This is a genomic window from Aeromicrobium sp. EU05-FHT14F07 (assembly GCF_058790455.1).
In genome coordinates this window covers 16,621-34,491 of sequence record NZ_JBYTCR010000010.1, presented here as the reverse complement: position 1 = coordinate 34,491, position 17,871 = coordinate 16,621, and the positions used below count along the sequence as shown (strand labels likewise).

Genomic DNA, 17,871 nt, shown 5'->3' with positions numbered 1-17,871 from the left:
CCGGAGAGGACGCTGTGGGCATGGGTGACGGACGTCCTGAAACTTCTAGGGACTTTCAGGGTGCAGCCGACCCGCGAAGGGACTAAAGTCCCGACGTAGATCGGGACCAGCGTCCGTTCGTCGCGGTGGGGAGACCGCGAAGGACCAGGTGGGCACCAGTGCAGTCGGCCGGTGGTCCCTGACCGAGGGAGAGAAGGCATGGGACAGCTGACGTCCGCACGACCGTCGAGAGCGACCGCACGGGTGATCGCCCTCGTCGTGATCGCCCTGGCGGCGTCGATGCTGGTGGTCGTCCGGGCCGACGCCGCGCGGAGCCACCGTGCCACCGTGACGAAGACCGCCACCGTCGCGAAGACCGCCACGCGCGTGGTGCACGTGGACGGTCACCGGGGCGAGGCCACGGTGCGGCGCACGGCCACGGGCCGCGGCACCGCGACGGTCAAGGCGTCGACGCCGAAGCGGGCCCGCGCGCAAGCTGCGACCGCGGCGCGGAAGCGGGCCGTGGTGCAGGCTCGTCAGCGCGCCTTCGCGACGGCCTCGGCCGCCGCGTCGAAGATCGCCACCTCGCGCGCCGAGCAGGCCGCCGCCGCGGCCGAGCCGGCCCCCGAGCCGACGCCGTCGCCGACGCCGACCGCCACGCCGGCGCCCGAGCCCACGGTCGCGCCCAGCCCGGAGCCCGTCGCGACGCCCGAGCCGTCCGTCGCCCCCTCGCCGGAGCCGACGGTGGCTCCGTCGCCCGAGGCGACGACCGCTCCGAGCCCGGAGCCCACTGCCTCTCCGTCCCCGACGGCGACGCCCACCCCGGAGGCCACCGCGACGCCGACCCCGGAGCCGACCACCTCGCCTGAGCCGACGCCGACCTCCGACGACTGCGGGAAGATCCGCACGAAGGACGACGGCTCCGCGTGGACGTGCACCTTCGCCGACGACTTCACCGGCAGCACCCTCGACCGCAGCAAGTGGAGCCCGGCGACGACCGAGGCCACCGGCCTGACCTACGGCGACTGCTGGGTCGACCGGCCGCAGAACCTCGAGGTGAAGGACGGCGCCCTGCGTCTGACGACGCGCAAGGAGTCCGAGCCCGTCACCTGCACCGCCAACGGCTCCACCGTCACGACGCCCTACACGTCGGCGTCCGTGACCACCTGGGGCCACTACACGATGAACCGGGGACGGGTCGAGATCCGCGCGAAGATGCCCGCGAGCTCCGGCCCTGGCGTCCACAGCGCCCTGTGGCTGTTCCCGCAGGCGCTGAAGTACTGGGGCGACGGCCTCGGCACCGGCGAGATGGACATCGCGGAGTTCTACTCCCAGTACCCGGACCGCCTGATCCCGACCGTCCACTACGCGACGTCGACCCGCAACTACACGAACTACTTCTGCATGGTCGACGACCCGACCGCCTGGCACACCTACGCGCTGGAGTGGGACCGCGAGCGCATCCGCGTCGAGTACGACGGGCAGGTCTGCCTCGACCACGCCATCCGCACGTCGGACACCTCGGTCGAGCAGGGCCGCCCCTTCGACCAGGACTACACGATCAACCTCACCCAGATGCTGGGCGTCGACGGCAACAAGCCGACGTCGGACACGACCTTCCCCGCCACTCTCCAGGTCGACTGGGTGCGCGCCTGGCAGTGAGGCCGGTCAGGTCGGCGGTCCGGTGTCGGTAGCGTGCTCCCGTGAGCGACTCGCCCCCGCGCCGGCTGCTGCTGGTGAACGGCCCCAACCTGAACCTGCTCGGCACACGCGAGCCCGCCGTGTACGGGCACGAGACGCTCGACGACGTCGTCGCGCTCGTCGGGCGCACGGCCGACGAGCTCGGCTACGCGGTGCGGGCGCTGCAGAGCAACCACGAGGGCGTGCTCATCGACGCGATCCACGAGGCCCGCGAGGACTGCGCGGGTGTCGTCATCAACCCGGGCGGGCTCACGCACACGTCGGTCGCGCTGCGTGACGCGCTCACCGGCGTGGCGCTGCCGTTCGCGGAGGTGCACGTGTCCGACGTGCACGCCCGCGAGGAGTTCCGCCACTTCTCCTACCTGAGCGACGTCGCCGCGGTCACGGTCGTCGGGGAGGGTGTCGCGGGCTACGGACGCGCGGTCCGCGAGCTCGTCGCCGTCCTGGCCGCCGCGGAGGACGCCTCGTGAGCGACGGACCCCGCAACGTCCCGCACAAGAAGCAGCTCGCCGTCTCCCGTCGCGTGCGCGTGCCCGGGCCGGACGCCGACTGGGCCGCGCTGCACGCCTTCGCCCAGACCTTCGACGCCGCCTTCTTCCTGTCCTCGTCCACGGCGACGATCGTGCAGCTCGCATACCGTCCGACGTTCGAGGCCGTCGAGCGCGGCGAGCACCTCGGCGGCGACCTCGGCATCGCCCTGCTGCGCGCAGCCCTGTGGTTCCAGGCCAGGTCCGACACCTTCGCCGGTGCCTCCGACTTCTCCAGCCCCGAGGTCGAGCGGTTCTACCGTGCCGTCTGCGAGGAGCTGCACACCCGCACCCACGGCTGGGTCGAGGACGCCACCTGACCAGCCCCGATCATCGTCGCGGCTGTCGCTGTGGGTGGCTCGCGCTGAGCCGTTGCCGGGTGGTCTCGATACGCACCGACGAGCTCGCTGGCGCTCGCCGTCGCTGCTACTCGACCAGCGGAGCCCTCCGCTGGTCGAGTGCCTCCACGAGCGCTAGCGAGGGGAGGTGTATCGAGACCACTCTGGGGTGTCGCTGGGGGTGGGGTCGCGCGGGGCCGTTGCTGGGTGGTCTCGCTCCGTCGCGGCTACGCCCACACTGCGACGGCTCCATCGTCGGGACGAGCTCGCTGGCGCTCGCCGTCGCTGCTACTCGACCAGCGGAGGGTCGCGGTGGTCGGCGGGGAGGCGGGATCGTGCCTACCGTGAGGCCATGACCCGCTACCTCACGATCTGCGCCGTGGCCGTGCCGCCGCTGTTCACCGCCGCGCTCGGGCTCACCCACCCGTCGGTGCTGACCGTCGAGGACGCGGCGCACTGGCAGATGATGCACACCGTCCTGCTCCCCGTCTTCCCGCTCCTCGCGCTCGGACCCTGGCTCGTCGCGCGCCGCCACGACCGGGTCGTCGGGGTCGTCGTCGGCGTCCTCGCCTACGTGTACGCGTGCTTCTACACGAGCCTCGACATCCTCGCCGGGATCGCCGGAGGAGCGATCAAGGACGCCGAGGCGGGCGGGCTCGGGATCGTCTTCCCCATCGCCGGTGACCTGGGCGCCGTCGGGTCCTACGCCTACATCGGCGCGACAGCGCTAGCCGTCGGCGTTGCGAGCCGTGCCGGCGTCGTGCGGGCGCTGCCCGGCGCCGTGCTGACGCTCGTGGGCGCAGTCATGTTCTGGCAGGAGCACGTCTACCGGCCCTGGGGCGTGCTCTCCATGGTCATGCTCGCCGCGGGCTGGACCTGGCTCGTCGTCGCTACAGCTCCGCGAGCAGCCGCAGCGTCGTCGCCCACGCCGCGCTCCGTGGGTCGATGACGACGAAGTGGTCGCCGTCGACCGGCGTCAGCGTCGCGTCGGCACCAGCCTGCGTGGCTGCGGCGACGTAGGCCTCCGACTGGCTGATCGGCACGGTCGAGTCGTCACGTCCGTGGACGCAGCGCACCGGGACGTCGAGCGGGACCTGGCCGGTCGGGTCGGCGTCGGGGGACCTGGTCGACGGGCCGACCGAGGAACGCCTCCACCGCGCCGGCGCCCAACGAGGCCGCGCCTGCGAGGTCGAGCACACCTGCCTGGGAGATCGCCGCTGTCACGGGGACCTTCGCGCCGCTCCACGGCTGCAGCCGCTGACGCCCCGCCGCCCACACCGCGAGGTGGCCGCCGGCCGAGTGGCCGAGGGTCACGACCCGCGAGAGGTCGAGACCGTCCACGTCGGCGAGGGCGTCGATGCCCGCGCTGACGTCGTCGGGCGTCTGCGGCCACCCGCCGCCGTTCCCGACCCTGCGGTACTCGAGGTTCCAGGCGGTCCAGCCCTCCTCCGCGAGCGAGGCGGCGAGCGGACGGCCGAGCGAGAGGTCGTACTGCGCACGCCAGAACCCGCCGTGGACGACGACGACCACGCCGCGTGAGGCCCCTGAGGGACGGGTCAGCTCGGCGAACTGCGACGGGTCCGAGCCGTAGGCGATGCGTTCCACGTCGCCCATGCTGCCACCGTCCGACGTGGGCGGGCGGGGGCCGGAGCAGGCGGCGAGCGCAGCCGTGCCGACCGCCGCGGCCCCGAGCGAGAGGAAGCGACGTCGGTGCACCGCTCCATCCCACCGCACGGCGTGCGTCCCTGCAGGTCGATGCACGGTCGACGCTGGATAGGATCGGGTCTCGGCGAGGGTGGGAGGTCGGTGCATGGACGTCCACGACCTCGACGTGTTCCTCCTGGTCGGCTCGGGCGTCCTCATCGCGGCGATCCTCGCGGTCCGGCTGTCCGTCAGCGTGGGTCTGCCGTCGCTGCTCGTCTACCTCGGTCTCGGGCTCGCGCTCGGCGAGGAGGGGCTCGGGGTGCAGTTCGACGACGCCGACCTGGCCCTCGCGGTCGGCTTCGGCGCGCTCGTGCTCATCCTCGCCGAGGGCGGCCTGACGACCCGCTGGGAGCACGTGCGCCCCGCGATGGGTCTCGGCCTGCTGCTCGCGACCCTGGGCTCGGTGGTCAGCGTGCTGGTGGTCGCCGGCGCGGCGCACTACCTGCTCGACCTGCGGTGGGAGATCGCCGTCCTGCTCGCGGCGGTGCTCACGCCCACCGACGCGGCGGCGGTGTTCTCGGTGCTGCGAGCCGTCCCCATCTCCCCGCGTGTGAAAGGGGTGCTGGAGGCGGAGTCGGGCCTGAACGACGCCCCGATCGTCGTGCTCGTCACCGCCATCAGTGCGGGCGAGATCGCCGACAGCGGTGCCTTCTCCTTCGTCGGGCTGATCGTCTTCGAGATCGTCGTCGGCGCGGTCGTGGGCCTGGCGGTGGGCTTCGGCGCCGCACGGCTGCTGCGCCAGCTCGCGCTGCCGGCGTCGGGTCTGTACCCGCTGATCGTGCTGGCCTTCACGGTGCTCGCCTACGGCCTGGCGGTCCTCGGCCACGCCAGCGGGTTCGCGGCCGTGTACCTGTGCGCGCTCGTGCTCGGCAACACCGAGCTGCCGCACCGCGTCGCCACGCGCTCCTTCGTGGAGGGCATCGGCTGGCTCGCGCAGATCGGGCTCTTCGTCATGCTGGGACTGCTCGCGAGCCCCTCGGAGTTCACGCTCTGGCACCTCTGGGCGGGGCTCGTCGCGGGCGCCGTCCTGACCTTCGTCGCGCGTCCGCTCTCGGTCCTCGCCTGCGCCACCTGGTTCCGGGTCGGCTGGCGCGAGCAGCTGTTCGTCGGCTGGGCGGGGCTGCGGGGCGCGGTGCCCATCATTCTCGCCACGATCCCGCTGGCGGCCGACGTGCCGGGCTCGCGCGACCTGTTCGACATCGTCTTCGTCGCGGTCGTCGTGTACACGCTCGTGCAGGCCGCGCCGCTCGTGCGCCTGGCGCGCTGGTGCGGTGTGCTGCGCGACGACGTGCGCGACCTCGAGGTCGAGGCCGCGCCGCTGGAACGGGTCTCGGCCGACCTGCTGCAGGTGCACGTGCCGCGCGGCTCGCGGCTGGCGGGGGTCGAGGTGGGCGAGCTGCGCCTGCCGACGGGCGCGTCGGTGTCGCTCGTCGTGCGCGACGGCACGCCGTTCGTGCCGCACCGCACCACGCGGCTCGTGCGCGGCGACGACGTGCTCGTCGTGGCCACGCGCGACGTCCGCGAGCTCACCGAGCAGCGTCTGCTTGACGTCGGCCGCCACGGGCGGCTGGCCGGGTGGGACGCCGCCGACCCTGCCTGAGGTCCTGCTGTCAGGCGGCCGGGACGGTGGGCAGGCAGACCGTGAAGCGGCGGTCGTTGCTGGTGTCGCGCACGTCGCGGCCCAGCTGGCGGAACCCGTCGCCGACCACGACCGTCACGGACCCCTCGTCGACCGGGATGTCGGGCTTGACGTACTGCACGCTGGAGCCGAACTGCGCCCCGACGAGCCGGACGCGCGGGTCCTTCGGGTCGTCCGTGAGCACGGCGGCCACCCGCGGCCTGACCTTGCTCTCGGAGTTGCCGATCTGGCCCGCGAGGAAGCCGCGACGCTGCAGGTTGATCGACACGCGGTTCGCCAGGCCGGCCCGGCTGCTCGCGTTGTAGACGTCGACGCTCACGAGGCTGCTGGTCACGCGGTCGTCCTTCTCCACCACGCGCCGCTCGCAGGTGGGTGCGGCCTCACCGGTGTCGGCCTCCGCGGTGACGAGCCGGAAGCCGACGAACAGCCCCAGCACGAGCAGCAGGGCGCTGCCGAGCAGGACGAGGGGCCCGACGGCTCCGCTGCGGGGGTTCATCGACGGGCTCCGATCGTCAGGACACGGGCGTGCAGCATCGACCGCTGCTGCAGGGCGGCGCGGACGGCACGGTGCAGGCCGTCCTCGAGGAACAGCTCGCCGTTCCAGGCGACGACGTGCGCGAACAGGTCGCCGAAGTACGTCGAGTCCTCGTCGAGCAGGTTGGCCAGGTCGAGCTGGGTCTTGGTGGTGGTGAGGTCGGAGAGGTGGACCTGCGTGGGCGACAGGTCGGCCCACTCGCGCTGCGACAGGCCGTGGTCGGGGTACGGTCGACCGTCGCTCACCCTCCGAAAGATCACGACGTCAGTGTAGACAGCAGGACCGCTGCGCAGCGGTAGCCTGACCGCCATGAGCACGGCTGACGGGGACGGTCGACCCACCGACGGGGCTGCGAGCGCGTCCGACCTCGCCGCGGAGGCGCCCAGGCCGCTGCCGCGGCGGAGGCGGCGGCCGTCGAGGCCCGACAGCGTGCCGACGAGCTGGCCCGGGCTGCTGCTGCGGAGCAGCAGGCCGGCGCGACGGTGCCGGACGACCCTGTGTCCCACGCTCCTGGGCCCCACGACCCTGTGGTCGAGCAGGTCCGTGCGGGCTACGCGTTCGACGGCCCGGTGGTCGAGATCGGTGTGCTCGTCGTCGACGACGTCGCGGTGCCGTCGGCGCCCGTGCGCATCCCGCTCGGCATGCTCAACCGCCACGGGCTCGTGGCGGGGGCCACCGGCACCGGCAAGACGCGGACGCTGCAGCTGCTGGCCGAGCAGGTCTCGGCGCACGGCGTCCCGGTGTTCGCGGCCGACGTGAAGGGCGACCTCTCCGGCATCGCCGTCCCGGGTGCTCCGAGCGAGCGCCTCGCCGAGCGGTGCGCCGACGTCGGGCAGACGTGGGAGCCGCTCGGGTCGCCGACGGAGCTCCTCAGCCTCGGCGGCCTCGGCACGGGCGTCCCGATCCGGGCGAGCGTCGAGTCCTTCGGCCCGCTGCTCCTCGCGAAGGTGCTGGGCCTCAACGACACGCAGGAGTCGTCGCTGGGCCTCGTGTTCCACCACGCGCGCGAGCAGGGGCACCGGCTCGTCGACCTCGGCGACCTGCGCTCGGTGCTCACCTGGCTGGCCGGCGAGGGGAAGGCCGAGCTCAAGGACCTGGGAGGACTCTCCTCCGCCACGGTCGGCGTGATCCTGCGCGAGCTCGTCGCGTTCGCCGACCAGGGCGCCGACGTCTTCTTCGGCGAGCCCGAGCTCGACGTGGCCGACCTGCTCCGGCTGGCCCCCGACGGCCGCGGTGTCGTGTCGCTGCTGGAGGTGTCGTCGGTGCAGGACAGGCCGGCGCTGTTCTCCACGTTCCTCCTGCACCTGCTGCGCACGCTGTTCGCGACGTTGCCGGAGGTGGGCGACGTCGAGAAGCCGCGCCTCGTGTTCTTCTTCGACGAGGCGCACCTGCTGTTCGCCGACGCGTCGAAGGACTTCCTGGCCCAGGTGGTCCAGACCGTCCGCCTCATCCGCTCCAAGGGCGTCGGCATCGTCTTCGTCACGCAGACGCCGAAGGACGTGCCGTCGGACGTGCTCGCCCAGCTCGGGTCGCGCATCCAGCACCAGCTGCGCGCCCACACGCCCGACGACGCCAAGGTCCTCCGCGCGACCGTCTCGACGTACCCGACGTCGGGGTACGAGCTGGGGGAGCTGCTCACCCGGCTGGCGATCGGCGAGGCCGTCGTCACCGTGATGGACGAGCGCGGGGCTCCCTCTCCCGTGGCGTGGACCCGGCTGCGGGCGCCGCAGGGCTCGATGGCCCCCGCGCCGCCCGACGTCCTGTCGGCCGCCGTCCAGGCCTCGCCGCTGCTGGCCCGCTACGGCACGCGCGTCGACCCTCCGTCGGCGACGGAGGCGGTCGAGGCGGCCCGCGGCGCGGCCGCGGCCCGCGCCGAGGCCGACCGTGCCGCGCGGGAGGCAGCCGACGAGGCCGGGCGGGTGTCCCGGGAGGCCGACCGCCTCGAGCGCGGGACCCGGCGTCGGCCCCGCTCCCGCAGGACGTCCGCCGGCCGCTCCACGCTCGACCGCGCCGTCGGCGAAGCGTCGCGCACCCTCGCGCGAGAGCTGGCGAAGAGCCTGTTCCGGCGGCGACGCTGACCGTCCCCGACCCGCGCGTCGACGGGCGGCCAGGACGACCCCGTGGCGACCTCAGGGTGACGTACGGGTGACCGGTGGGTGACGTCCCCGAGGTGCAGCCGGTCCCGTACACGCCATAGTGGGGCCATGAGCCTCACTCCCGCCTGTACCCGCACGCGTCTCGGGTACCGCGCCGTGGTGCTGGAGGTGGCGCTGATCGCCGTGCTCTACGTCGGCTACAGCGCCTCCCGCACGCTCGCCTCCGACGACCGCGGTGCGGCGCTCGGCCGCGCGAAGGACCTGCTCGGTCTCGAGAAGGCGTGGCACCTCGACATCGAGCAGGCCCTCAACACCTGGGTGGTGCACCACGATGTCGTCGCGGTCGCGTCGAGCTACTGGTACGCCACGGCCCACTACGTGGTGACCGCCGTCGTGCTCGTCTGGCTGTTCGCCCGCCGCCGTGAGCTGTACGGGCGGGCGCGCACGTCGCTCGTCGTGGCCTCACTCGCCGGCCTGGCCTGCTACCTGACCGTGCCGATGGCCCCGCCGCGGTTCGTGGAGGGGTACACCGACGTGCTCGCCCTGCACTCCGCCGCCGGCTGGTGGGGGTCCGACGCCTCGGCCCCGCGGGGCATGGGCGACCTGACCAACGAGCTCGCGGCGTTCCCGTCGCTGCACGCGGGCTGGGCGCTGTGGGTGGCCCTCGCCGTCGCCGCGGCCGGGGTCGGCCGGGTCTGGCGCACGCTCGGCTGGGCGCACGCCCTCGTCACCGCGTTCGTCGTGGTCGGGACGGGCAACCACTGGCTGCTCGACGTCGTCGGGGGCTGGGCGGTCGTGGCCGTCGCGTGGGCCGGTGTGGAGATCGTCACCCAGCGGCGGGCGCCCGCGGGCGCGACGGGGGCGGCACCGACTTCCTAGTCTGGGGGCATGAGCGAGCACGCCCCCTCTCCCGTCCCCGTGACCGTGTCGGTGACCCGTCACGTCGAGCCCGCGCACGAGGACCAGATGGTCGCGTGGCTGCGGGCCGGCTCGGAGCTGGCGGAGCGCTTCGACGGCTTCCTCGGCTCGGGGTGGGTGCGGACGTCGCCCACGTCCGGGGAGTGGCACATGCTGTTCCGGTTCGCGAGCGACGCCGACCTCGACGTCTGGATGGAGTCGCGGCAGCGGCGGTGGTGGCTCGACAGCGCCCAGGGCATCGCCGACGAGACCCGGCTGGAGCGTCGGACCGGGATCGAGGGCTGGTTCGACGACCCGTCGCGCGTCGACGTGGAGGACCTGCGGTCGGTGCCGGTCGCACCGCCGCGGTGGAAGCAGATGGTCTCGATCTTCCTCGTCTTCTTCCCGCTGAGCGTGGTGACGAACGAGATCGGCGTGCACTACCTGGCCGACGTGTGGCTGCCGCTGCGCGTGCTCGCGACGGTCTGCGTCATGACGCCGCTCATGACCTACGTGCTGCTGCCGTGGGTCACGCGGCTGCTCGGTCCGTGGCTGCACCGTCCGCCCCGGTCGCGCTGAGCCGGGGGAGACGGCGCTCCGACGAGGTCAGGCCTTCTTCGCGGACCGGCGCACCGGCTTGCGCGCCGGCTTCGGGCCGGGACGGTGCACGAGCACCGGGCAGGTGGCCTGGTTCAGCACCTTGTGCGACACCGAGCCCATGAGCACCGCCTGGGTGCGGGTGCTCTGGCTGGCGAGCACGATGAGACCGGAGTCGAAGCGCTTGGCCGCCTTGATGATCTCGTTCGCCGGCGCGCCGCTGTAGACGTGCGTGCTGACGGGCGGACCCCAGCCGTCGAGCGCCTCGGCCACCTTGAGCGTGGCCTGCTCGGCCTCGCGCCGGAACGACAGCTCCACGCCGCCGTCGGCGCTCCCCTCCGCGGCGAAGGGCACCGCGGCGAGCGGGCTGACGACGGCGACGACGCTGACCTTGGTGACGCTGTCGGCGTCGACGACGTGGCGCAGGTACGTGGCGGACTGGAGCGACTGCTTCGAGCCGTCCGTGGCGACGAGCACGTGCATGGGCTTCTCCTGGTGGGTCGTTGCGGGTGAGGCTAGCCGGACAGGTCCGTCGGGTCGAGGGCCTGCGGCTGGTGGCGCATCGCGAAGGCGTTGACTCCGTACATGACGACGCCGATCGCGACGATCGCGGCGCACCACAGGATCGAGCCGGGGTCGTCGATCATCGTGTGCACCAGGATCGCGACGTTGGCGACGACCCCGACGACGAGGATGACGATCGGCGCGGAGTAGTGCTCGTGCTCGACGGGCGTGCCGCGCAGCTTGAGGGCGGCGAGGCAGACCATGCCGTAGACGACGATGAGGAACAGGACGGTCACGGTCGCCAGCCGGTCGACGTCGGCCACGGCCAGCAGCAGGCACACGAGGGCGGCGGTGAAGACGATCGACACCCAGGGCGTGCGCCGGGTGGCGTGCGTGCGGGCGAAGACGCGCGGCACGATGCCCTGTCGCGCCATGCCGTACATGATGCGCGACTGCGCCACGAGCGAGACCAGCGTCGTGTTGGTGACGGCCACGAGCGCGATCGCGGAGAACACGAGCTCGGGCACCGGGATGGGTCCGTTCTGCACGACGGTCAGCAGGCTGCCGTCCTCGCCCCCGTTCGCGGTGAGCTGGTCGAGGGGCGCGACCATCGAGGCGATGAAGGCGATCACCATGTAGAGCACGCCGGCGAGGGCCATGCCGCCGAGCAGCGCCCGCGGGAACGTGCGGCTCGGGTCCTGGGTCTCCTCGGCGACGTTGGCGGCGTTCTCGAAGCCCGTCATCGCGAAGAACGCCAGGGCCACGCCGCCGAGCACCACGAGCGTCGGGTTGCCCTCGTTGAGCTCGAACGGCTGCTGCAGGTTCGCGTCGCCCTCGGCCAGCACGACCACGCCGATCGCGAGGATGATGAGCAGCCCGGTCGTCTCGATCAGCGTCATGACCATGTTGGTCCACACCGACTCGGTGATGCCACGGAAGTTCAGCAGCGAGAGCGCGGCGATGAAGACGATGGCGACGAGCGTGACCGACGCGCCCTCGACGAACGACTGGAAGTAGGTGCCGCCGAACACGCGCGCCAACGTTCCGGCGGCGGCGATGGTCGCGGCGAGCAGGCAGAAGGTCACCATAAACGTCAGGAACCGGTTGCCGAATGCCTTGTGCGTGTACAGCGCGGCCCCGGCGGCCTGCGGGTACTTCGTGATCAGCTCGGCGTAGGCGAAGCCGGTGAGCAGCGCGACGGTGACGCCGATGACGAACGACAGCCAGAACGCACCGCCCACCGTGAACGCCATGACGCCGATCAGGGCGTAGATGCCGGAGCCGAGGACGTCGCCCAGCACGTAGAAGAACAGCAGGCGTCCGGTGATGGAGCGCTTCAGCTCCTCCTGCTGCCCGGCGCCTCCGGCCGCGCTCGTGGCCTGGTCGCTCATGCGGTCCCCTCCCGATCGCGTGTTCCGTCGATCGTGGTGGCAGCGGCGGTCGAGCGCAAGCCCAGCCGGGTTGCAGCTCGGCTACGCGCCGCGGACGTACCCGATCCGGGCGGCGCGCTCCAGGATCCCGAGGCTGGCCTTGAGGCCGTCCTCGTCGACGATCGGGAACAGGTCCTTCCACTCGTCGCGCGCGTGGCTCCAGTCGAGCACCGACGTGACCCGGGTGCCGCCGTCGGCGGGCTCGAGCCGGTAGCCCCAGCGGTGCCCGATGGCCGGACGGATCCGGCCGATGATCGACCACGTGAGCAGGCGGTCCGGCTCGTACTCCTCGATGACGACCGTCACGTCGTACTCCTTGAGGTCGGGGATGTCGCCGGAGGACTCGCGGTCCATGTGCACGAGGAACCGGTCACCGACCGCGGAGACGACGTCGCCCTCGGCGGACTGCAGCATCCCGGAGGCGTCGATCGCGACGTGCCCCCACGGGTCGCGCAGCAGGGCGAAGATCGTCTCGGCGGGCGCCTTCACCACCCGGCTGGTCTCGATGCGTGCGTCGGGGTAGCGCTCGTTGGCCATGAGCCCATCGTCCGTCGCCGCGCCGGGTCGCGCACCCCGTCCAGCTCGCCGCCCGCCCGCCAGCACCCCGCCCGGCCCGACCGTTTGCGTGGGGCCCCACGTAAACCGGCTCCCCCCACCGCAACCATGCGCCGGACGTGCGCGTTTGCGTGGGGCCCCACGCAAACGCGCACGTCCGGCGGGTCAGCAGCAGCGCGCCATCGGCGCGTGCTCGATCCGGTCGGCGCGGTGACGCTCGAAGGCGCGGCGGGTGGTCGGCTCGACGCCGTCGCGTTCGCAGGTCGCGAGGTAGTCGTCCCACGCCGCCTCGCCCGTGAACTCGCGGACGAGGCGACGGAAGCGTGCGAACCGGCTCATCGGTGCCCCTGCGGGCCCGCGAGCTCGCGCCGCTCCGCCTCCCACGCGGCGACCGCCTCCTTCTCCTCGCGGGTCGCGACGAAGTCGGCCGGCGCGACGATCTGCGACGGCGTGTGCGGCACCTCGGTGGTGGGCAGCGACCCCGCCCGGATGGCACGCACCCAGATGACCACGGCGTTGGCGACGACGACGATGACGAGCAGCGCGAACACCGCCTGGATCACGCCGTTCGTCGTGGAGTTGCGGATGATCTGGTCCATCTGGCCGGCGTCTGCCGCCGGCGCCAGCACGTCGCCGGCGTCGCGGGCTGCGCGGTACCGGTCGGCCTGGGCGAAGTAGCCGATGGCGGGGTTGTCGCTGAACACCTTCTGCCAGCTCGCCGTCATCGTCACGACGAGGTCCCACGCGAGCGGGATGCCGGGCACCCAGACCCACTTCAGCTTGCCGTGCTTGAGCAGCAGGGTGACGCACAGCGTCAGGGCGATGGCCGCGAGCAGCTGGTTGGCGATGCCGAACAGCGGGAACAGCTGGTTGATGCCGCCGAGCGGGTCGCTGATGCCGATGTAGAGGAAGTAGCCCCACGCCCCGACCGTGACCGCGCTCGCCGCCCACGCGGCGGGCCGCCAGGAGACGTCGCCGAAGCGGGTCCAGACGTTGCCGATGGTGTCCTGCAGCATGAACCGGCCGACGCGGGTGCCGGCGTCGACGGCGGTGAGGATGAACAGCGCCTCGAACATGATCGCGAAGTGGTACCAGAAGGCCTGCAGGTTTCCGCCGAACGCCTGGTGGAAGACCTGGGAGAGGCCGAAGGCGAGGGTCGGCGCACCGCCCGTGCGCGACACCAGCGTCGACTCCTCGATCGACGCCGCGGCGGCCGTGAGGTCGCCGGGCGTGATCGTGAACCCGAGCTGGCTGACGAACGCCGCCGCGCCCTCGGGCGTGCCACCGGTCGCGCCGGCGGGGGCGTTCATCGCGTAGTAGAGGCCCTGGTCGATGACGACGGCGGCGATGAGCGCACTGATGGCCACGAACGACTCCATCAGCATGCCGCCGTACCCGATCATCCGCACGTGGCTCTCCTTGGCGATCATCTTCGGCGTCGTGCCCGACGCGATGAGCGCGTGGAAGCCCGACAGCGCGCCGCAGGCGATGGTGATGAACACGAACGGGAACAGCTTGCCCGCGAACACCGGACCGTCGCCGTCGACGGCGAAGCTCGTGACCGCGTCGGCCTGCAGCGTCGGTGCGGCGATGACCAGGCCGACGGCGAGCAGCACGATGACGCCGATCTTCATGAACGTCGACAGGTAGTCGCGGGGCGTCAGCAGCATCCACACCGGCAGGATCGACGCGACGAACCCGTAGACGACGAGCGCGACGACGAGGTGCTCCTTGCTGAGCGTGAGCGCGTCGCCGAGGCCGAGCTGGTCGACGTACCCGCCGCCGACGATGGCGAGCAGCAGCAGGACGACGCCGATGGCGGTGGTCTCGAGGACGCGACCGGGCCGCAGGTAGCGCAGGTAGAAGCCCATGAACAACGCGATCGGGATGGTCAGGCCGATCGAGAACACGCCCCACGGCGACTCGGCGAGCGCGTTGACCACGACGAGCGCGAGCACCGCCAGGATGATGATCATGATCGCGAAGACGGCGATCAGCGCGGCCGTGCCGCCGACGACGCCGATCTCGTCGCGCACCATCTGGCCGAGGCTCTTGCCGTCGCGACGCATCGAGAGGAACAGCACCACCATGTCCTGGACGGCGCCGGCGAGGATGACGCCGACGATGATCCAGATGGTGCCGGGCAGGTAGCCCATCTGCGCCGCGAGCACGGGCCCGACGAGCGGCCCGGCGCCGGCGATGGCGGCGAAGTGGTGGCCGAACAGCACGCGGCGGTCGGTGACCTCGTAGTCGACGCCGTTCTCGAGCCGCTCGGCCGGCGTGGCGCGGGTGTCGTCGACCTCGAGCACCTTGCGGGCGATGAACCGCGCGTAGAAGCGGTACGCGATGGCGTAGGACGACAGGGCGGCGAAGAGGATCCAGAGGGCCGAGACGTCCTCACCGCGCGAGAGCGCGAGGACGGCCCAGCAGACGGCGCCGACGAGGGCGACCGCCGACCAGACGACGACGGTGCGGATCCGGCTGCCCCCTCCACCGGTGCCGGTGGGCTGCGGGGCGGTCGGGGTGCGGGTGCTCATGGGTCTCCCTGAGTGGTGCAGCGGGACAGGACGCGGTCGCGGATCGGCGGGACGGGCCGGCGCGCCGATCCATCCGACCATGCGTGACCCGGGTCACGCCAGTTGCGTACGTTGCGTCGCGCCGAACGGCGCCGGACCGTCGGCGAGCGGTGCGCCGCGGGGGTCGGCGGCGTACCGCGGGCGAGATGCCTGCGCCCGTCCGGTGCGCACGATCTCGACGGGCGAGCGGTTCAGGCGTACGGTGCACTGTGAGGCAGGTCACACGGACCGTCTCGTCGGGGGGTCGCCCGTGGGCGTCCCAGGAGAAAGGGATCACCATGAAGCGATCGATGAGGCTCGCCGGCGCAGCGGCCATGGCGGTGGGAGCACTCGTCGCCGTCGGACCGACGGCCGGACCTGCGGCCGCCGCCAACGACTGCACCGCACCCCGCTGGGACGTCCACCCGGACCTCATCAGCACCGGCACGTTCAGCTGGGGTGACGGCACCGCGATCCGCACGGCGGGGTACAACGACTGCACGATCGTCGGCCGCGGGTACCCCAGCCAGGGGATCGACGTGCACTGCAGTCGCCAGAACGACAACGGCGTCTGGTGGGTCTACGCCCGCAACACGAGCACCGGGAAGGCGGGATGGGCGAGCTACAGCGCCGTCTACACGTCGGGCAGCGTGCTGCCGCCGCGGTGCTCCTGAGCGTGACGGCCACCCGCTGCGGGACTGCGCAGCGGGTGGCCGTCGGCGGCCCCGGGTGGCTCGACGGCGGGCGTATCGTCGAACCATGAAGGCGTTGGTCACCGGTGGGGTCAGGTCGGGCAAGTCGTTCCACGCGGAGTCGCTGGTGGTGGCGCACGAGCAGGTCGTCTACGTGGCACCCGGACCGCCGGCCGACCCCGACGACGACCCCGAGTGGGCCGAGCGCGTCGCCCGGCACCAGGACCGGCGGCCGCCGCACTGGGTCACGCTCGAGACGACCGACCTGGTGGCGGCGATCGAGGACGGCGGGCCCGACGGTGGGGACGGCACCGCCGTGCTCGTCGACTGCCTGGGCACCTGGCTCACCGCCCAGCTCGACGAGCTCGACGCGTGGGACGCGATCCGCGAGGACTGGGAGCCGGTGCTGATGGCGCGCGTCGACGCCGCCGCCACCGCGCTCGCCCGGACGTCGCGCACCGTCGTGCTGGTGACCAACGAGGTCGGGATGGGCGTGGTGCCGGAGCACCGGTCGGGTCGCATCTTCCGCGACCTGCTCGGCGTCGTGAACCAACGCTTCTCCGCCGAGTGCGACCAGGTGCTCCTCGTCGTCGCGGGGCGTGTGCTCGCCCTCTGAGCCGTCGTCGCCCCGCACTCACCATGGTTCTCCCTCACCCACCTGCGGATGCTTCCCATGGTGAGCGGGGGAGGACCATGGTGAGGTGCTGATTCCCATCGATTGATGGGAATCAGCAGCGGGGTGGACCCGGGGTGGGGCTAGCGTCGGGGAGTGCACCCCGACGTCGAGACCCTGCGCGCGGCGATCCGCGTGCCCACCGTGGCCGAGCGCGACCCCCGCCTCACCGACGACGAGCCGTTCGCGCGGCTGCACGACCTGCTCGCCGAGCACTTCCCGTTGCTCCACGCCCGGCTCGAGCGCGTCGACCTCGGCGACGCCGCACCGCGCGCGCTGCTGTGGCGCTGGGCCGGCGTCTCGACCGACCGTCCGGTCGTGCTCATGGCCCACCAGGACGTCGTCCCGGTGACGCCCGACGACCCGTGGACGCACGACGCGTTCGCCGCGGACCTCGTCGAGACCCCCGAGGGGCCGGCCGTCTGGGGACGCGGCACGCTCGACGACAAGGGCCAGCTCGTGGCGATCTGCACGGCCGTCGAGCGGCTCCTCGCCGACGGCTTCGAGCCGGCGCAGGACGTCTGGCTCTCCTTCGGGGCCGACGAGGAGGTGTCCGGACCCTCGGCGCCGGCCGCCGTCGCCGAGCTGGCCCGCCGCGGGGTGGAGCCGTGGTTCGTGCTCGACGAGGGCGGGGCGGTCGCGGGGCAGGCGTTCCCCGGCGTCTCGGCACCCGTCGCGGTGATCGGCTCCACGGAGAAGGGCACGACCACGCTCTCGCTCACGGTCACCGGACGCGGCGGCCACTCCTCCACGCCTCCGACGCGGGCACCCGCGGCGCGGCTCGGCCGTGCGCTCTGGCGGCTCGACCGCCAGCAGTTCGCGGTCAACGTGCCGGGTCCGACCGTCGACCTGCTCCGCCGGCTGGCCGGACACCTCCCCCTCCCGCTGCGTGCCCTGCTCGCGGGTGCCACCCGGACCCCGGCGGCGGTGCTCGGTCGGGCGCTCGTGGCCGCCGGTCCCGAGACGGCCGCGATGGCCCGCACGACGATGGTCGCGACCACGCTCGAGGGCGCACCCGCGCACAACGTCATCCCGGCGCGGGCGCGCGCCGAGGTGAACCTGCGGATCATGCCGGGCGAGAGCGTCGCGGCGGCGGTGGAGCACGTGCGCGCCGCGATCGACGACGAGGAGGTCCGCGTCGAGGTCGTCGAGGCCAACGAGCCGAGTCCGCTGTCGCCCACCACGGAGCCGGAGGCGCAGGGTGCCTTCGCCCTGCTCGAGCGGACCGTCGCCGCCGTCTTCCCCGACGCCGTCGTCACGCCCTACGTCATGATGGCCGGCACGGACAGCCGCACCTTCACCACGATCTGCCCCCGCGTGTACCGCTTCGCGCCGCTGCGGATGAGCAAGGAGCAGCGGGCGTCGATCCACTCCTACGACGAGCACGTGCACGTGGCGGCCTGGCTGGAGGGCGTCGACTGGTACGTGACACTCCTGAAGGGCCTGTGA

General features: G+C 72.7%; 20 protein-coding genes. 11 read left to right on the top strand and 9 right to left on the bottom strand.

The genetic code is table 11. The features are described 5' to 3' along the window. The first annotated feature begins 198 nt into the window (after positions 1-198). From AC3WRM_RS10465 to AC3WRM_RS10450, 4 genes are all read left to right on the top strand, one after another. On the top strand, positions 199-1,641 hold the full coding sequence (locus AC3WRM_RS10465; protein WP_492249185.1) for a family 16 glycosylhydrolase: 1,443 nt from the start codon (positions 199-201) through the stop codon (positions 1,639-1,641). Between the two features lie 41 nt (positions 1,642-1,682). Next, entirely contained in the window at positions 1,683-2,150 is a 468-nt protein-coding gene (gene aroQ / locus AC3WRM_RS10460) for a type II 3-dehydroquinate dehydratase (RefSeq protein ID WP_492249186.1), read from the top strand. Continuing rightward, positions 2,147-2,527 carry a hypothetical protein gene (locus tag AC3WRM_RS10455; RefSeq protein ID WP_492249187.1) on the top strand — a complete coding sequence of 127 codons (381 nt, stop codon included), beginning with the start codon at positions 2,147-2,149 and terminating at the stop codon, positions 2,525-2,527. The genes aroQ and AC3WRM_RS10455 overlap by 4 nt, the downstream gene beginning before the upstream one ends. A 370-nt stretch (positions 2,528-2,897) precedes the next feature. Continuing rightward, positions 2,898-3,494, top strand: a complete 597-nt coding sequence (locus AC3WRM_RS10450; protein WP_492249188.1) for a hypothetical protein — start codon at positions 2,898-2,900, stop codon at positions 3,492-3,494. Here the strand turns inward: AC3WRM_RS10450 and AC3WRM_RS10445 are convergent. Together AC3WRM_RS10445 and AC3WRM_RS10440 are read right to left on the bottom strand one after the other, a co-directional pair. Next, positions 3,436-3,588 (bottom strand): hypothetical protein, encoded by a 153-nt coding sequence (locus AC3WRM_RS10445; protein ID WP_492249189.1) that lies wholly within the window; start codon positions 3,586-3,588, stop codon positions 3,436-3,438. The two genes, AC3WRM_RS10450 and AC3WRM_RS10445, sit on opposite strands and share 59 nt — an antisense overlap. 10 nt (positions 3,589-3,598) lie before the next feature. Then, positions 3,599-4,261, bottom strand: coding sequence for an alpha/beta hydrolase (locus tag AC3WRM_RS10440; RefSeq protein WP_492249190.1), 663 nt, complete (start codon positions 4,259-4,261; stop codon positions 3,599-3,601). A 94-nt stretch (positions 4,262-4,355) separates the two neighbouring features. On the opposite strand from AC3WRM_RS10440, the gene AC3WRM_RS10435 reads away from it, so the two are divergent. Then, entirely contained in the window at positions 4,356-5,849 is a 1,494-nt protein-coding gene (locus tag AC3WRM_RS10435) for a potassium/proton antiporter (RefSeq protein WP_492249191.1), read from the top strand. 10 nt (positions 5,850-5,859) lie between these two features. Here AC3WRM_RS10435 and AC3WRM_RS10430 read toward each other — a convergent pair whose 3' ends face one another. Further along, positions 5,860-6,384: a LytR C-terminal domain-containing protein gene (locus AC3WRM_RS10430; protein WP_492249192.1), complete on the bottom strand. Its 525-nt coding sequence runs from the start codon at positions 6,382-6,384 to the stop codon at positions 5,860-5,862. Beyond that, entirely contained in the window at positions 6,381-6,683 is a 303-nt protein-coding gene (locus AC3WRM_RS10425) for a type II toxin-antitoxin system VapB family antitoxin (RefSeq protein ID WP_067861882.1), read from the bottom strand. The genes AC3WRM_RS10430 and AC3WRM_RS10425 overlap by 4 nt, the downstream gene beginning before the upstream one ends. 267 nt (positions 6,684-6,950) lie before the next feature. On the opposite strand from AC3WRM_RS10425, the gene AC3WRM_RS10420 reads away from it, so the two are divergent. The 3 genes from AC3WRM_RS10420 (at position 6,951) to AC3WRM_RS10410 (ending at position 9,995) form a co-directional block, all read left to right on the top strand. After that, complete coding sequence (locus AC3WRM_RS10420) at positions 6,951-8,501, top strand: helicase HerA-like domain-containing protein (protein ID WP_492249193.1); 1,551 nt, start codon at positions 6,951-6,953, stop codon at positions 8,499-8,501. 126 nt (positions 8,502-8,627) lie between these two features. Then, entirely contained in the window at positions 8,628-9,398 is a 771-nt protein-coding gene (locus tag AC3WRM_RS10415) for a phosphatase PAP2 family protein (protein ID WP_492249194.1), read from the top strand. A gap of 9 nt (positions 9,399-9,407) precedes the next feature. After that, on the top strand, positions 9,408-9,995 hold the full coding sequence (locus AC3WRM_RS10410) for an antibiotic biosynthesis monooxygenase (RefSeq protein ID WP_492249195.1): 588 nt from the start codon (positions 9,408-9,410) through the stop codon (positions 9,993-9,995). A 27-nt stretch (positions 9,996-10,022) separates the two neighbouring features. Here the strand turns inward: AC3WRM_RS10410 and AC3WRM_RS10405 are convergent, their stop codons facing one another. From AC3WRM_RS10405 to AC3WRM_RS10385, 5 genes are all read right to left on the bottom strand, one after another. Further along, positions 10,023-10,496, bottom strand: a complete 474-nt coding sequence (locus AC3WRM_RS10405) for a universal stress protein (protein ID WP_492249196.1) — start codon at positions 10,494-10,496, stop codon at positions 10,023-10,025. Between the two features lie 32 nt (positions 10,497-10,528). After that, complete coding sequence (locus AC3WRM_RS10400; RefSeq protein WP_492249197.1) at positions 10,529-11,908, bottom strand: APC family permease; 1,380 nt, start codon at positions 11,906-11,908, stop codon at positions 10,529-10,531. An 81-nt stretch (positions 11,909-11,989) separates the two neighbouring features. Continuing rightward, positions 11,990-12,484, bottom strand: a complete 495-nt coding sequence (locus AC3WRM_RS10395; RefSeq protein ID WP_492249198.1) for an SRPBCC family protein — start codon at positions 12,482-12,484, stop codon at positions 11,990-11,992. Positions 12,485-12,667: 183 nt separating this feature from the next. Beyond that, complete coding sequence (locus tag AC3WRM_RS10390) at positions 12,668-12,841, bottom strand: CstA-like transporter-associated (seleno)protein (RefSeq protein ID WP_492249885.1); 174 nt, start codon at positions 12,839-12,841, stop codon at positions 12,668-12,670. Next, entirely contained in the window at positions 12,838-15,039 is a 2,202-nt protein-coding gene (locus AC3WRM_RS10385) for a carbon starvation CstA family protein (RefSeq protein ID WP_492249886.1), read from the bottom strand. Before AC3WRM_RS10385 ends, AC3WRM_RS10390 begins: the two co-directional genes overlap by 4 nt. 317 nt (positions 15,040-15,356) lie before the next feature. Here AC3WRM_RS10385 and AC3WRM_RS10380 point away from each other — a divergent pair, with 317 nt between their 5' ends. From AC3WRM_RS10380 to AC3WRM_RS10370, 3 genes are all read left to right on the top strand, one after another. After that, complete coding sequence (locus AC3WRM_RS10380) at positions 15,357-15,731, top strand: hypothetical protein (RefSeq protein ID WP_492249887.1); 375 nt, start codon at positions 15,357-15,359, stop codon at positions 15,729-15,731. An 85-nt stretch (positions 15,732-15,816) separates the two neighbouring features. Further along, positions 15,817-16,365 carry a bifunctional adenosylcobinamide kinase/adenosylcobinamide-phosphate guanylyltransferase gene (cobU, locus tag AC3WRM_RS10375; RefSeq protein ID WP_492249888.1) on the top strand — a complete coding sequence of 183 codons (549 nt, stop codon included), beginning with the start codon at positions 15,817-15,819 and terminating at the stop codon, positions 16,363-16,365. A gap of 153 nt (positions 16,366-16,518) precedes the next feature. After that, on the top strand, positions 16,519-17,871 hold the full coding sequence (locus AC3WRM_RS10370) for a M20/M25/M40 family metallo-hydrolase (protein WP_492249889.1): 1,353 nt from the start codon (positions 16,519-16,521) through the stop codon (positions 17,869-17,871).